The organism is Enorma shizhengliae (genome assembly GCF_009676995.1).
In the GTDB taxonomy this organism is placed as follows: domain Bacteria; phylum Actinomycetota; class Coriobacteriia; order Coriobacteriales; family Coriobacteriaceae; genus Enorma; species Enorma massiliensis.
In genome coordinates this window covers 111,600-126,708 of the sequence record NZ_VTFZ01000009.1, presented here as the reverse complement: position 1 = coordinate 126,708, position 15,109 = coordinate 111,600, and the positions used below count along the sequence as shown (strand labels likewise).

13 protein-coding genes and 3 tRNA genes are annotated in these 15,109 nt (G+C 60.5%); all 16 read left to right on the top strand.

Features of this window, described 5'->3' with window-relative positions; translation table 11 throughout:
- Nucleotides 1-444 precede the first annotated feature (444 nt).
- The 16 genes from GJE22_RS07635 (at nucleotide 445) to GJE22_RS07560 (ending at nucleotide 15,102) form a co-directional block, all read left to right on the top strand.
- Entirely contained in the window at nucleotides 445-2,166 is a 1,722-nt protein-coding gene (locus tag GJE22_RS07635) for a proline--tRNA ligase (protein ID WP_144688614.1), read from the top strand.
- A gap of 159 nt (nucleotides 2,167-2,325) precedes the next feature.
- A tRNA-Ala gene (locus GJE22_RS07630) sits at nucleotides 2,326-2,398 on the top strand.
- A 49-nt stretch (nucleotides 2,399-2,447) separates the two neighbouring features.
- Nucleotides 2,448-2,523, top strand: a tRNA-Ile gene (locus GJE22_RS07625).
- Between the two features lie 114 nt (nucleotides 2,524-2,637).
- Complete coding sequence (locus GJE22_RS07620) at nucleotides 2,638-3,846, top strand: helix-turn-helix domain-containing protein (RefSeq protein ID WP_144688615.1); 1,209 nt, start codon at nucleotides 2,638-2,640, stop codon at nucleotides 3,844-3,846.
- Nucleotides 3,847-4,009: 163 nt separating this feature from the next.
- The gene (locus tag GJE22_RS09970; RefSeq protein WP_218957897.1) at nucleotides 4,010-5,629 is read left to right on the top strand and encodes an Ig-like domain-containing protein; all 1,620 of its coding nucleotides are present in this window, start codon (nucleotides 4,010-4,012) and stop codon (nucleotides 5,627-5,629) included.
- Nucleotides 5,630-5,739: 110 nt separating this feature from the next.
- Nucleotides 5,740-5,814: transfer RNA gene (locus tag GJE22_RS07610), tRNA-Val, on the top strand.
- A gap of 167 nt (nucleotides 5,815-5,981) precedes the next feature.
- Nucleotides 5,982-8,018, top strand: coding sequence for an ABC-F family ATP-binding cassette domain-containing protein (locus GJE22_RS07605; protein ID WP_144688616.1), 2,037 nt, complete (start codon nucleotides 5,982-5,984; stop codon nucleotides 8,016-8,018).
- Nucleotides 8,005-8,301, top strand: coding sequence for a hypothetical protein (locus GJE22_RS07600; RefSeq protein ID WP_087185592.1), 297 nt, complete (start codon nucleotides 8,005-8,007; stop codon nucleotides 8,299-8,301). Before GJE22_RS07605 ends, GJE22_RS07600 begins: the two co-directional genes overlap by 14 nt.
- Nucleotides 8,302-8,310: 9 nt before the next feature.
- Nucleotides 8,311-8,985: a site-2 protease family protein gene (locus GJE22_RS07595; RefSeq protein WP_144688617.1), complete on the top strand. Its 675-nt coding sequence runs from the start codon at nucleotides 8,311-8,313 to the stop codon at nucleotides 8,983-8,985.
- A 59-nt stretch (nucleotides 8,986-9,044) separates the two neighbouring features.
- Nucleotides 9,045-9,866: a segregation and condensation protein A gene (locus tag GJE22_RS07590; protein ID WP_144688618.1), complete on the top strand. Its 822-nt coding sequence runs from the start codon at nucleotides 9,045-9,047 to the stop codon at nucleotides 9,864-9,866.
- Nucleotides 9,867-9,875: 9 nt separating this feature from the next.
- Nucleotides 9,876-10,586: an SMC-Scp complex subunit ScpB gene (gene scpB / locus GJE22_RS07585; protein WP_144688619.1), complete on the top strand. Its 711-nt coding sequence runs from the start codon at nucleotides 9,876-9,878 to the stop codon at nucleotides 10,584-10,586.
- Nucleotides 10,579-11,373, top strand: a complete 795-nt coding sequence (locus GJE22_RS07580) for a pseudouridine synthase (protein WP_235895850.1) — start codon at nucleotides 10,579-10,581, stop codon at nucleotides 11,371-11,373. Before scpB ends, GJE22_RS07580 begins: the two co-directional genes overlap by 8 nt.
- A 30-nt stretch (nucleotides 11,374-11,403) precedes the next feature.
- The gene (gene cmk / locus GJE22_RS07575; RefSeq protein WP_144688620.1) at nucleotides 11,404-12,087 is read left to right on the top strand and encodes a (d)CMP kinase; all 684 of its coding nucleotides are present in this window, start codon (nucleotides 11,404-11,406) and stop codon (nucleotides 12,085-12,087) included.
- Entirely contained in the window at nucleotides 12,088-12,810 is a 723-nt protein-coding gene (locus GJE22_RS07570; RefSeq protein ID WP_144688621.1) for a lysophospholipid acyltransferase family protein, read from the top strand. It abuts the gene before it with no gap.
- A gap of 1 nt (nucleotide 12,811) precedes the next feature.
- Nucleotides 12,812-13,663: a 4-hydroxy-3-methylbut-2-enyl diphosphate reductase gene (locus tag GJE22_RS07565; RefSeq protein WP_144688622.1), complete on the top strand. Its 852-nt coding sequence runs from the start codon at nucleotides 12,812-12,814 to the stop codon at nucleotides 13,661-13,663.
- An 11-nt stretch (nucleotides 13,664-13,674) separates the two neighbouring features.
- Nucleotides 13,675-15,102, top strand: a complete 1,428-nt coding sequence (locus tag GJE22_RS07560) for a DUF512 domain-containing protein (protein WP_235896444.1) — start codon at nucleotides 13,675-13,677, stop codon at nucleotides 15,100-15,102.
- The last annotated feature ends 7 nt before the right edge of the window (nucleotides 15,103-15,109 follow it).

Genomic DNA, 15,109 nt, shown 5'->3' with positions numbered 1-15,109 from the left:
GCCGGGCATCTCCCCGGTCACCTCTCGCAGAAGAGGTGACCGTTCGCGCCCTTTATCCCATATCCGGTTTTCAAGGTTCCTATCAAAAGTCTCCGGAATTACCCTTGACTCCTAATAGCAGGTCTCTCAGCAGATCTCCTGAATCTCCAGATGGCTCCCTCAGGACCTGAAACAAAAGATACCTACCTACAACAAGCCCCTTCTCACAGTGGCTATTATTCTGAGTGAGAACTGGACGCAATCAAGGTAATGAAATCGAGTCGTTGCCGTAGATCCGTCTGGGGGCGGGGATTATTTCTCTGAGCGATTCCGCAGCAGCTCAGCGACAGCTGAGCTGCGAGGACCAGCGAAGAGAATAATCCCCGCCCCCAGACGGACCACGTAGCAGTAACAACTCCGTGGTATCATCAACCGGTCAACAACTTGCTCGTAGAAGGAGATGGCATGTCACGCACCCGTGTCGCTAAGATGTCAAAGCTCTATGCCCCCACGCTCAAGGAGGATCCTGCCGAGGCCGAGCTTGCGAGCCATAAGCTCATGCTCCGCGCGGGCATGATTCGCAAGATCGCTTCGGGTCTTTATAGCTATCTGCCGCTCGCATGGCGCTCGATCCACAAGATCGAGGATATCTGCCGCGATGAGATGGACGGCATCGGCGCCCAGGAAATGCTTGCACCCATCCTCACCTCAGCGGAGCTTTGGGAAGAGTCTGGCCGTATCGGCGCGTACGGCCCCGAGCTCATGCGGCTACAGGATCGCCACGATCGCACCTTCTGTCTTGGACCCACCCATGAAGAGACGTTCACGGACCTCGTGCGCAACGAGCTCAAGAGCTATAAGCAGCTTCCCGTGACCCTTTATCAGATTCAAGACAAGTTCCGCGACGAGCTACGTCCGCGCTTCGGCCTCATGCGCGGGCGCGAGTTCATCATGAAAGACGCCTACAGCTTCTCCGCCACGCAGGAATCGCTTCAGGAGGTCTATGAGGATATGAAGGGAGCCTACGCCCGTTACTGCGAGCGCTGCGGGCTCAAGGCGCTGCCCGTAGCGGCAGATTCCGGAGAGATTGGCGGAGACTCCTCCATCGAGTACATGGCGCTTGCCGATGCCGGCGAGGCTTCGCTTGTCTGGTGTGACTGTGGCTTCGCGGCCGACGACGAGGCGGCGTCCACCACGGTTGCGGTGTCTGAGGGTCCGGGTACCGGCGAGCTCGAGCGCGTGCATACCCCTGGCTTGGGGACCATTGAGGCGGTGGCCGAATTCTTCGGCTTCCCCGAGAATGGCACCCGCAAATCGCTCGCGCTCGTCGATGGCGAAGGTAAGCCCGTTGTGGCCATCGTGCCCGGCGACCACGAGCTCAACGAGATCAAAGCTGCGAAGCTCTTCGGCGATTACCATCTTATGACTGACGAAGAGCTCGAGCAGCACGGCCTCTTCAAGGGCTTCATCGGACCCGTGAACCTGCCCGAGGGTGTCCGGCTCGTGTGCGACCGTTCGCTCGAGATGTCGAAGTCTTGGACGTGCGGTGCCAACGAGGTCGATTACCACTTCACTGGTGCGTGCCCCGGCCGCGATTTCACCGTTGACGCATGGGAAGACCTCGTCACGGTACATGCGGGCGATCCCTGCCCGCATTGCGGAAAGCCCCTCAAAGGCGGTCGCGGCATTGAGTGCGGACAGGTGTTTCAAATCGGCCAAGACAAGTACGCCGCCAAGATGGGCGCCACGTTCGCCGACGAGAACGGTCGCGAGCAGCCGTTCTACATGGGGTGCTACGGTATCGGCATCTCGCGCACACTCGCCGCGATCGTGGAGCAGCACCACGACGAGCACGGCATCATTTGGCCGGTCTCGGTGGCGCCGTACGAGGTGAGCGTCATCTCTCTCGATAAGAAGGGCGAGGCGTTCGATACCGCCGCGGAGCTCGCTGAGGCGTTTGCTGCCGAGGACATTGACGTTGTGTTCGACGATCGTGCGGAGCGAGCAGGCGTTAAGTTCGCCGATAACGACCTCATGGGCTTCCCGTACCAGGTCGTCGTGGGCAAGCGCGGACTTGCTGCCGGAACCGTCGAGGTGAAGAATCGCTCGACAGGGGAGCGCCTCAATGTTGCGGTTGCCGATGTCGTCGCCGAGGTTGCCGCCATCGTGAAGGCCGCACGTGCATAGCTGATGCTATCTGTACCGAGTGCTGAAAGCATCTGATGGACGGGTTCTCGTTGTCCCAGTGGGCGGCGGGAGCCCGTCCCCAAAATGACGAGCCAAATTTTTTTAAATTTTCGCTTGCATTCGGCCGACGGTTTCCGTATAGTATTTCCCGCACCGCTTGGGGGCGTAGCTCAGCTGGGAGAGCGCTTGACTGGCAGTCAAGAGGTCAGGGGTTCGATCCCCCTCGTCTCCACCCAAGTGAACAGCCGCCCTCCGAGCAATCGGAGGGCGTTTTGCTATACGGGCTCTTGGCGCAACGGTTAGCGCAGGGGACTCATAATCCCTGGGTTGAGGGTTCGAATCCCCCAGGGCCCACCAATTATTTCAAGGCCGGGCTTCACGCTCGGCCTTTTTCTATTCGCACAGCCGAACTGTTCGCTCTGCTATGCTGCATACTAGTAGCGCGCAATCAATCGCTGTGAAGGGGAGCGCATGCAGTACATCACCGCAGAGGAAGCGGCCCGCCGCTGGGGCGTGACGACGCGCCTGGTGCAGCGTTACTGCAAACAAGGACGCATCGCGGGCGCCGACAAGCTCGCCGGCTCGTGGCGCATACCCGAGGGCACGGTCAAACCCGATGACCCGCGCAGGGGAGGGAGCGCCACCGAACCGCAAGCGCTGCGTCGTCGGCCCATATCCTCCTTTCAGAACCTCATGCCGCTCATGAGCACGGCATATGCCCCGGGAACCGTGGCGGCATTCGCCTCCTCCCTCGCGAAAGGCACGCGCGCGTCAATCGCTCAGGCTGAGCTTGCTTACTTCTTCGGCGACGCGGAACGTGCGCGTGACGTGGCGGCTCCGCACCTCAAGAGCGACGACGCAGAGGCGCGCCTCTCCGCCTGCCTCATCTGCGCGTTTTCGAACTTGAGCCTCGGCCGCATCAACGACGCCCGCTTCGCGCTCGACGGCGCCTTCGGGTATTCGAATTCAGAATGGGAGGGGGTTACGCCTCCCGAGGTAGCAGCCATGGCGACTTTCATCGGGAACGCCGCGAGCGCGCTGCTGCACCTGCCTGCACCGAAAACCTCGAAGCATGCGCCCGACCCGCTTCCCCTCCTGCCGCCCGGCCTGAGGCTCTTTGCCTGCTACATCAAGGCGCACCGCCTCTACCTCGAAGGCGCCTACGAGCAGAGCTACGGTGTCGTGCTCGGCGCCTTTGCTATGGCGGATGCGCTCTACCCCATACCTGCCATCTACCTGCACCTCGCGGCCGTCATGAGCCTCATGGCGCTCCGCCGCACCGACGAGGCGCGCCAACACGTCCTCGCCGCCTGGGACATCGCGCGCCCGGATGGCCTCATCCAGCCCTTCGGCGAACACCACGGGCTTCTCGGCGGCATGCTCGAGGCCGCGATCAAGCCCGCGTGGCCGGACGACTTCAAGCGCATGATCGCTATCACGTACCGCTTCTCCGCCGGATGGCGCCGCGTCCACAACCCGCAGACGGCAGACGACGTCGCGGACAACCTCACCACCACCGAGTTTGCGGTCTGCATGCTCGCCGCGCGCGACTGGACCAACACGGAGATCGCCGAGCACATGGGCTTCTCGGTGAACCGCGTGAAGGAGTGCCTGTCAAACGCGTTTCGCAAGCTCGGCATAGCGAGCCGCAAAGACCTCGCGCGGTTCATGCTCGCGTAAGCAGGGTCGCACGCGCTTAAACAAGTCGCGCGAACCGATTTCTGCTCTCAGCGCCTTCGCTCTCCCCATATTGCCCAATCTGCCGGGTAGGGGGAGAGGGTGCCTCCTCCTCAACAATGGGTTCAAGACCCGTTGTGTCGACGTCGTATGCGCTAGGTGGAGGATGAAGATGCTGAAAAGAACGATTGCGACCGTGTTTGTTACAGCGCTGTTATGTTTGTTCGCGCTCCCCGTCACGGCGTTGGCGGTAGGTGAGCCCGCTACGCTTTATGTGGGAAATCAGAATGTTAAGAGAGGTACTGAAACAACCTACTGGAGCACAAATAACAGTGGGGAGCTAACACAATCCGCTGAAAACAATGCTTGGAATGTCAAATACGATCCAAACTCCGCCACCCTGACGCTGAAGAATGCGACCATTGAAGGATGGTATGATGATGTAAACACATCTGGCGCCGGGATCTACGCGGCGAGTAGTTCAGGCCCCGTATCACTGAATATCGTTTTAGAGGAAGAAAACAAGGTTTCCGGATGGTATGGAATCAATGTTAGTAGTGGGGGAGATGCTTCACTGAACATCAGTGGCTCCGGCAGTTTGACTGTGTCTGGCCTCAGTGGTAATGGAATAGGAATATTTATGTCCTCCCAAAACAGTGCTAATTTGACGATTGAAGAAGCAAGTGTTACAGCGTTGGGGAGTCAGGTCGGCGGTTCTGGTGTCCGGTTGATCACAAGTCAGACCGGTAGTCCGAGCCTCACCATTGAGGTCAAGGGCGGCAGTTTGCAGGCTAGTGGTGAAACAAATGGAATCCATTTTCTTTCGAATGTAAATGATGCCACTGCAGTAGCTAATCTGAAGGTCAGCGGCAACGCTATGGTCAAGGCTTCGAGCATCACGACAACGAAGGACGGAACAGGCTCGGCTCCTGAATTGAAGCCTGCAGCCAGCGGGTCTGATGGCACCGGAGGCATCATTTGGGATGGCAAGAGTGGCACTGTGTACGGCAATGTGACCTTGCAGGAGGATTTGGAGATTGGCGAGGGCGAGAGCCTGACCATCTCGGATGGGTCGAGCCTGACCATCCCGGACGACAAGAAGCTGACCGTAAACGGCGGGGCCTTGACGGGCGACGTGACGGGTACGGTTATCTACAAAGTCACCGGCGTGTCGCTGAATATGACTGAATTGACCCTGACCGAGGGAGATAGCGAAACGCTTACCGCCAGCATCGAGCCGACCGATGCCACCAACCAGAAGGTGACGTGGAGCAGCAGCGCCCCCGACGTCGCCAGGGTGGACGCAAGCGGCAACGTCACCGCGGTGGCCAAGGGAACGGCAACCATCACTGCCGCCACGGAGGACGGCGGCAAGACCGCGACCTGCACGGTGAAGGTCGAGCACGCCCACGATCCCGCCGCTGCGTGGTCGAGCGATGCGAGCGGCCATTGGCATGCGTGCGCGGGCTGCAGCGAGAAGCTGAACATCGCCGCACATTCCGGCAAGGTTGTAGGCAAGCGGGACGCCACCTGCACCGAAGCAGGTTTCACGGGAGACACGGTCTGTTCTATCTGCGGGTACGTGGTTGCGAAAGGCGTTGCGACACCCGCCGCCGGCCATAGCTACCAAAACGGTGTCTGCACGGCCTGCGGTGCTAAAGAGCCTGCCAAGGATGAGGACGCCATCCCCGCTACAGGCGATCTTGCACCCATGGCCTGCGCGCTTCTCGGGATCTTCGGCATAGCGTTCGTCGTGGCCGGTCTTCGCAAGAGGACGTCTTGGTAGCGTTTTCATGTAGATGCGCGCTAAACGAACACAACGGAAACCTGGATTCAAAATTGAGGCTTGGCAGCGGGGGAGCGGCGTGGTACTATAACTTTCGCTGAAAAGCACATGGGCGTTTGGCTCAGGGGTAGAGCACTTCCTTCACACGGAAGGGGTCACAAGTTCAAATCTTGTAACGCCCACCATGACATGAACGGGGCCGGGGAGCAATCCTCGGCCCTTTTGTTCATACAGGTCATGCGTGTTACCATCCTCCCTGCTGGGTACTATCGTCGGTAGGCTTCTGCTCAGCAGGATTCTATGGGCAGCTTAGGTGTACGGGGCGTTAACGATTCCCCCGAGGTAGGATGACATGATTTTATCGGTAGATAAGATTGAGAAGAGCTTCGGCGCGCGCACCCTGTTCAGCGGTGCGTCATTTCAAGTCAACCCAGGCAATCGCTTCGCCTTGGTTGGCCCCAACGGAGCGGGCAAAACCACCCTGTTGAAAATCATCATGGGGCTCGATACGCCTGATGCGGGGACGATCACCTTCGCCAAAGAGGTGAACGTCGGCTATTTGGAACAGGAGACCAAACTCGCATCCGACGTACCCGTCATCGACGAGGTGATGAACGCCGCTCACGAGATTCGCGAACTCGGCGAGCGTGCTGAGGAACTCCAGCTCGCTATCGCCGAGGCGGGGGAGAAGGGCGGGGTACCCGAACAGCTCCTCAATGAATACGGGCGCGTTCAAGACCGCTTCGAGGGCCTTGGCGGCTATGAGCTCGAAAGCAACGCACGCCAAATCCTTGCCGGCCTTGGCTTCCCGGTCGAGGATTTCAACAAGCCCTGCCGCGAATTCTCTGGCGGCTGGCAGATGCGCATCGCGCTTGCAAAGCTCTTTCTTCGTCACCCGGACCTCTTGCTTCTCGACGAACCCACAAACCATCTCGACTTGGAAAGCGTTCAATGGCTCCGGTCATTCATTGCCGCTTACGAGGGCGCTGTGCTCATCGTCTCTCACGACCGCGCGTTCATGGATGCCTGCGTGGATCATGTGGCCGCACTTGAAAACCGACGCATCACCGTCTACACCGGCAACTACACGTCCTATCTCAAGCAACGCGAGGATAACCTCGAGCAAATGAGGGCGAAGCGCGCCGCACAGGAACGCGAGATTGCCCACATGCAGGTCTTCGTAGATAAGTTTCGCTACAAGCCCACGAAGGCCGCACAGGCTCAGGAACGCATGAGGCGCATCGAGCAGATCAAAAGCGAGCTCGTCATCCTTCCCGAAGGGCATAAGCACGTCGATTTCAAGTTCCCCGATCCGCCGCGTTCGGGCGATATGGTTGTGAAGCTGGAAGACGTCTCAAAGGCGTATGGCGACCACACCATTTATTCCAATATCGATCTCACCCTGTACCGCGGCGATCATGTGGCGCTCGTGGGCCCGAACGGCGCCGGCAAGTCGACGCTGCTCAAAATGCTCACGGGCATCGAGGCCCCCACATCGGGCACGCGCGATCTTGGCGTGAACGTTGGCGTGGCCTACTACGCACAGCATCAGCTCGAGGGTCTCAACGAATCGAATACCGTGCTCCAGGAAATAGATTCTGTTGCCCCTGGCTGGACGGTCCCACAAGAGCGGAGCCTCTTGGGCGCGTTCCTGTTTTCCGGCGACGACGTGGAGAAGCGCGTCGGCGTGCTCTCGGGCGGAGAGCGGGCGCGCCTCGCCCTCGCAAAGATGCTGGTGGCGCCCGAGGCCCTGCTCTGCCTTGACGAGCCTACCAACCATCTTGATATCGACTCGGTGGATATGCTCGAGAACGCGCTCAAACGCTTCCCGGGCACCATCGTGCTCATCAGCCATGACGAGCACCTCGTGCGCTCCGTCGCGAACCGCGTCATCGACATCCGCGATGGGAAGATGACGGTCATCGACGGCGATTATGATTACTACCTCTTCAAGCGCGACGACCTTGCAGCTCGTGAAGCCCGTGCCGCCGAGGAGGAAAAGGCTGCATCAGATAATCCGCGCGCAGCAACCGATACACCCCGTGCTGCCCGAATCCACAAGACGATGGATGGCGCCGTAGCTCGAGAGGGGAAGAAAACCCGCGAGCAGCGCCGCGCGGAAGCTGAGGCTAGGGCAGCCCTCAACAAACGGCTCAAGAAGACGCGCGACCGCCTGAATACGGTCGATCGCGATCTTGAGAAGAAGCGCGCCCGGTACCAAGAGCTTATGGAGCTCATGGCTTCCGAGGAGCTCTATGCCGATCAAGAGCGTTTCAACGCAGCGCTTGCGGAGTACAACGAGCTCAAAAAGGCCATTCCCGCCCTTGAAGACGAATGGCTCGAGCTTTCAACCACCATCGAAGAGGAGACCGCCCGTGGATGCGCGTAAAGCACTCGCCGTTGCCTTGAACATCCTTGCCTACATCTTGCGAATCTGCGCCATCGTCCTGTGCGTGCTCGTGATTATCCTGTGCTTCTCGGGCATGGTGTCGCGCCTCGGCCTCGTGAACTTCATCATCGACCTTTCGCGCGCGCTGCCCCAGGTCATTGCCGGATGGGGCGTCATAGCCTCGCCCTTCGGGGGTATCTTTCGGCTCGATTTCACGATCGTCGCGGCCGTTTGCTTCCTTCTCGATTTCATCTGCGTGCGCATCTCGCGCTCACTTCGCTAGGAGCCCTGTATGGATACCATCGTCTCGCTGCTCATCTCGGCATGTGCGGTCATCGTGGGCATCGTCGTCCACGAGAGCGCTCACGCCCTGGCCGCCTATGCCCTTGGCGATGCCACGGCCAGGTCGCGCGGGCGCGTCTCGCTCAACCCACTCAACCATATAGACCCGTTCGGCACCGTACTTTTGCCTCTGCTCATGATTCTGGCCGGTGGGCCGGTTTTCGCGTACGCCAAACCCGTTCCCGTGTACCTGGGCAACCTCAAGCACCCGAAGCGCGATGAGCTCATCGTCTCGCTTGCCGGCCCGCTTTCGAACATCCTGCTGGCTGGAGTCTTCGCTCTTCTCCTCGGCTTCGTTTGGCCCGCGCTTGCACGCAGCGGTGCCGCAGCAAGCGTCGTCTACCTCGTTGCGAACGCCATTATGACCTGCATGCTCGTGAACCTCTCACTCGCGTTCTTTAACCTCATCCCGCTGCCGCCCTTGGACGGCTCTTCGATCCTCGTTCTCTTCCTCAAAGGGGAGGCGCTCCAAACCTACTATCGCATCCAGCAGTACGCGATGCCCATCCTCATCATCGTTCTGTACCTCCTGCCCACCGTTCTTCATATCGATATCATTGGCGCCTATTTCGATCTCACCGTGTATCCCCTTTGGAGGTGGATGCTCGGCCTCGCGCTTGGATGAATCTACGGTAAACTGTATAGGTTGGACGTTTCGATTCGACCAGGGGAAGAGGTGGGCAGATGTCCTACCGCGTCTCGACGCAGGCGTACACGGGACCGTTCGACCTTCTGCTCCAACTCGTATCGAGGCAAAAGGTCGATATCGGCGCCATTTCCATCTCGGAAGTCGCTGAACAGTACCTCGCCGAGGTTGAGCGCATCGAGGCGCTTGATCTCGACGTTGCGAGCGATTTCCTGCTCGTTGCAGCAACCCTGCTAGATATCAAAGCCGCGGCCCTTGTACCCACCGAGACGCCCGCACCTTCTGGCGATGCCGACGACCTTGATGATGAATACGCCGGCCTTGACGCTGATTCACTCCGAGAGGTGCTCATTCAGCGACTCATCGCCTATAAGCAGTTCAAGGGAGCGGCTGCGGCTCTCGGAGCCCGCATGGAGGCCGAAAGCCGCATGCACCCGCGCGTAGCCGGCCCCGATCCGGAGTTTCTCAACCTCATGCCCGACTACCTCGCAGGCATCACGCTCCGCGGGCTCGCGGTGATCTGCGCCGACCTCGATGGCCGGCGCGAAACGTTTCTGCTTGAAGCCGAGCATGTCGCGCCGAAACGCGTGCCCCTGGAGCTTACCGTGGCGTCGGTCGATCGCTTCACCATGGCGAATGAGCACACGACCTTCCGGAAGCTCCTCGAAGCGAATCCCTCAACCGAGCAGCTCGTTGTAACGTTTCTCGCCATTCTCGAGCTCGCGAAGCGCGGCTCTGTCACACTTGAGCAAGATAACCTGTTCGGCGAGATCAAGATCGACCGCGTTGCGGGCGCGCCCGAATACCACCCCGAAGCCGAGCCGGCACTAGGTGGCTCAGGCGAGGACACCACGTACTAAGGGGAACCCATGCAAGACCTAGAACCCTTGAGCACCACCTCTCCCAAAGGCGCCCTTGAGGCGCTCCTGCTTGTTTCGAGCGACCCCGTGAGCGCAAGCGCTCTCGCCCAGGCGCTCGGTATCGCCCCGGGAGAGGCAGCTTCGCTCCTTGCCGAGCTCAAGGTTGAGTACGAGGAAGCCAATCGCGGCTTTCAGCTGCGCGAAGTCGCCGGCGGATGGCGGCTCTTCACCCATCCTGCCTACCACGACCAAGTGGAAGCATTCGTACTTTCCTGGGACACGCAGAAGCTATCCCAGGCAGCGCTCGAAACCCTCGCCGTGATCGCCTACCACCAACCGGTGACGCGCGAAACCGTCAAGGGCATTCGCGGCGTCAATTCCGACGGTGTCATCTCGTCGCTGGTCGATAAGGGCCTTGTTCGCGAGATGGGTCGCGATCCGCAGCGAGGACAGGCGATCCTCTACGGTACGACTAGCGCCTTCCTCGAAAAGTTCGGGCTTCGCTCGACGAAGGACCTCCCCGATCTTGAACAGTTCGCCCCGGACGAACAGGCCCGGCAGTTCATCCGCGAGCGCCTCTCGGGCCGCTCGATCCAGTCGACGCTCGAGGAGACTGATGAGGATCTTGAGGAAGAGCGCGATTTAATGGGCGAAGACTACGGCGATCCCGACGACGACCTCGTCATCGTGGGCAACGCAACGGACAACTACGATGACTGATCAACATCAAATCGCAGCCGAGCGTGGCGAGTACCCCCATACGATGCGCCTCCAGCGGTTCCTCGCACGCGCCGGCGTGGCGAGCCGCCGCGGCTCCGAAAACCTTATGACCGCTGGCCGTGTTACGGTAAATGGCAAGGTGGCTAGCGAGCTTGGCACTAAAGTTGACGTCGATTTCGATGTAATCGCTGTCGACGGGCACGTGGTCAAGCTGGCCGAACGCCCCGTCTACCTCATGCTCCATAAACCCGCAGGCTATCTCACCACCATGAGCGACCCAAAAGGGCGGCCCTGTGTGGCCGAGCTCGTTCCAACCGATCTTCATCCCGGGCTCTTTCCCGTGGGGAGGCTCGACCTCGATACAACGGGGCTCTTGCTCTTCACCACTGACGGCGACCTCGCCCATGAGCTGCTTCACCCCTCGCGCCATGTTGAGAAGACCTACATCGCTCACGTTGACGGTCGCGTGACCGGACGCGACCTCATGCCTCTTTGCCAGGGCATCGTGCTCGACGATGGCCCCTGTCAGCCTGCGCGGTGCCGCATTCTCCAGCCTGCTCAAGCACGTGCCGTCTGCCCCCGGGGCATCGACCCAGGCACTTCGGTCGTCGAGGTCATCATCCATGAAGGCCGAAAGAATCAGGTGAAACGCATGCTCTCAGCGGTAGGGCACCCCGTCATCGCCCTGCACCGGCCTCGATTTGGCCCGCTGGAGCTCAGAGACCTCGCGCCGGGCACCTGGCGCTACCTTACCGAACACGAGACCGAGCAAATTCGCACGAGGTGACGCACCTCCGATAGGAAGGATCAATTCAACATGATTATCGCCATCGATGGGCCGGCAGGATCTGGCAAATCAACGATAGCGCGTGAGCTATCACGCCGCCTTGGCTTTGAAAAGCTCGACACGGGTGCCATGTACCGCGCCGTCGCCTTCTCCGCGCTCGACCGCGGCATCGACCTTGACGACGAAGCTGCGGTCGATGCCCTGGCGAGCGCCATCACCATTCGCTTCACGCCAGGAGAGTCCGGCGGCAGCATCACGGTCGACGGCCGAGATGTGAGTCGCGAGATTCGCACCCCGCTCGTGGATGCGAACGTATCGAAGGTCTCTGCGTATCCTGGCGTTCGCACCGCTATGCTCGAACCGCAGCGCGCCGTAGCCCAGTATCACGACGTGGTAGCCGAGGGGCGTGATATCGGAACCGTCGTGTTTCCTGATGCCGAGGTGAAGGTGTTCCTCACTGCCGACCCGCGCGTGCGCGCCCAGCGGCGCGTCCTGCAACGCCATGGCGGAGATGTCGCCGACGCCCACGCGCTCGAAAGCGAGGTCGCAGAAACGCTCGCCTCGATCGAGCGACGCGATGCGCTCGATGCCTCTCGCGATGTTGCCCCCCTCGTCGCGGCACCGGATGCCGTGCAGATCGATTCCACGGCGTTTACCATCGACGAGGTCACCGACCAGATTGCCGACCTCGTCGCTCAGAAGAGAGGCGCGTAAATGAAGCTCTTCCAAACCGAAGATCATTACTATGACCACGGGATGCGCGACTACGCGCCTCAGATTCGCCTTCTCTACTACGTCATCATCGGCATCTTGCTCGCCTTCTCGAAAGTGATGTGGCGCTGGAAGGTCGAGAATCCCGGAGAGCTCGAGCCCGAGGGAGAAACCGGCTCCATCATCATCTCGAATCACACGTCCATGGCCGAGGTTGTCGCCACCGTCACCCATATCGTCGCCAGCGGGCGGCGCGTGCGCCCCATCATGAAGTCCGAGTTCAACAAGAACCCGATCGTGCGCTGGTTCTTCGCACGCGTGGGCGGCATCCCCGTAGACCGCGGGACCGCAGACATGAAATCGCTTCGACGCGCACAGCATGCCCTCCAACGCGGCGAAGACGTTCTCATCTACCCTGAGGGAACCCGCATTCGCACCGACGACCAACCCGTAGAGGTCCATGGTGGCTTCGCGCTCATCGCAAGCATGGCAAAGGCTGACATCGTGCCCATCGCCGTCTGCGGCTTTCGCGACATTACGCCCCAGGGTCACCATCTCATGAGGCCTATGAAGACCTGGATCCGCTGCGGCGAGAGACTGAGGCTTGCAAGCGCTCCCGAAGGACTGAAGCGCAAAGAGCGTATCCAGTGGTTTGAGGATGAAGCGATTCATCGCATGTATGAGGTGCGCGACCAGCTGCGCGATGAGCATCCAGGGAGGCGCTGAGATGTCCGTCACCATTCGCGTTGCCGAGCATGCGGGGGCCTGCTACGGCGTTAACCGCGCGCTCGAGCTCGCTCGGGGGTGCGCGCTGGAGCACGCAGAACCGGTTCACACCTTGGGCCCGCTCATCCATAACCCCATCGTGGTCGAGGAGCTCGCCGAGCAAGGAGTCGGGTTGGCCCAGTCCCTCGACGAAATCGATCGCGGGTCGGTCATTATTCGCTCACACGGCGTGGTCCCGCAGGTCATTGAAGATGCTCGGGCGCGCGGGCTCAGCTTGGTCGATGCAACGTGCCCGTACGTCAAAAAAGTTCATAAGGCCGCATCGAACCTTGTTCACGAGGGCTACGATCTCATCATCGTAGGGGAGAGCGGCCACCCAGAGGTAGAAGGCATCGTGGGCCATGCTGAGGGCAAGGCTCACGTTGTAGCAAGCCCGCAAGATCTAGACGGCGTTACGCTTGGCAAGCGCGTGGGCGTTGTCGTGCAGACGACCCAAACGGCCGCGAATCTCTCGGCTGTGGTGGCCGCCCTCGCACCCCTGGTAAGCGAGCTTCGCGTCGTGAACACCATTTGCGCTGCAACGAGCGAGCGGCAGCGTGCGGCCGCATCCCTCGCGAGCGAGGCGGACATCATGATCGTAGTGGGGGGAAAGAACTCTGGGAACACGCGGCGGCTTGCGCAGATCTGCCATGCCGCCTGCCCGAAAACGCATCATATCGAAGATGCAGCTGAACTCGATCGATCCTGGTTCGATGGTGCTCGCCTTATCGGGATCACCGCCGGCGCATCGACCCCGCAAGCCCATATCGAGCGCGTCGTATCGGCCATCGAGCACATGACGGCCCAATCATGAGCGGAACTCCCTTGAAACCAAACGATCCCGCGACGCGCGCCGATTACGGGCGTTCGAGCGACCCTGATGAGGCGGGCGCGCTCGTAACGTTCGTGCGACCCGACTCTCCCGCATTCGACGCGGGCATCGAGTGCGGCATGCGCGTGCTCACCGTCAACGGCCGTCCGCTCACCGACATGATCGAATGGCTCTGGCAAGGGAGCGACGAGGTCGTGAAGCTCGAGGTCTTCGACCCGCGCGACAACTCCGTGTGCCCGTGCAACCTGGAGCGCCTTCCCGACGAGGACTGGGGTCTCGAGTTCGACGGCGCCGTATTCGATGGCATGCGCACCTGCGTGAACGCCTGCACGTTCTGCTTCATGCGCATGCTTCCCCCGCATATGCGCGGAACGCTCTACATTCGCGACGACGACTATCGCCTGAGCTTTCTTCAGGGCAACTTCGTTACGCTGACCAACATGTCCGAGAGCGATGTCTCGCGGGTCATCGACTACCATCTGAGCCCCATGAACGTTTCCCTCCACGCGGTTTCACCGGACGTGAGACGGTCCCTCATGGGCAAAAACGCTCAGCGCGGCATGGAGGTCGTCGAGCAGCTCATCGAAGCAGGGATTGAGATCCACGCTCAAATCGTCCTCATCCCCGGAGTAAACGACGGCGAAGAGCTCGACCGCACGCTCGCTTGGTGCGCCGAACGACCCGCCATCTCGAGCTTGGGCATCGTCCCCTTGGGTTACACCCGTTTCCAAAAACGGTTCAGCGCGTCGTTTTCCGACGATCCGGCCGCAGCACGCGCCGTAATCCACCAGGTTGAACCCTACCAGAGCGAAGCCCGGTGCACGCGTGGGCGTACCGTGTTCCAGCTTGCCGACGAGTTCTATCTCGACGCCGGCGTTCCCGTACCAGCCGCAGAGACCTACGACGGGTATCCGCAGTACTATGACGGCATCGGCATGATTCGCAGCTATCTCGATGAGTCCTTCGAGGTAAAGGCAGAGCAGGAAAAGCGAATCGAGGCTGCTGGGCGCCTCCTTGGCAACCTTGGCATCAAGCTCACGGTGGTGAGTGGCTGCGCTGCCGCGCAGACGATCCGCAGCTTCGTGTCCAATTCCCCGCTGAGAGGAAGCGTCCACGCGATCGAGAACAACTACTTCGGGGGGAACGTCGACGTGACGGGGCTCATCTGCGGGGAAGATTTGCTCGCCCAGCTCAGTAGCGACCTCTCGGGGATTATGCTCTTTGTGCCGGACGTGATGTTCAACGCTGACGGTCTCACGCTCGACGGTTATCATCAAGAACAGCTGAAAGCTGAGCTCGTTCGCCGCGGAGCTCGGGTGCGCATCGCGTCAACGATGCCGCTCGATCTCTTGGGCGCCCTCGAGGAAGAGCTTACCGCCCTTGCACCGGGCACCGAGCAGCAACGTACCGCAAACGTGTAGGAGAGTA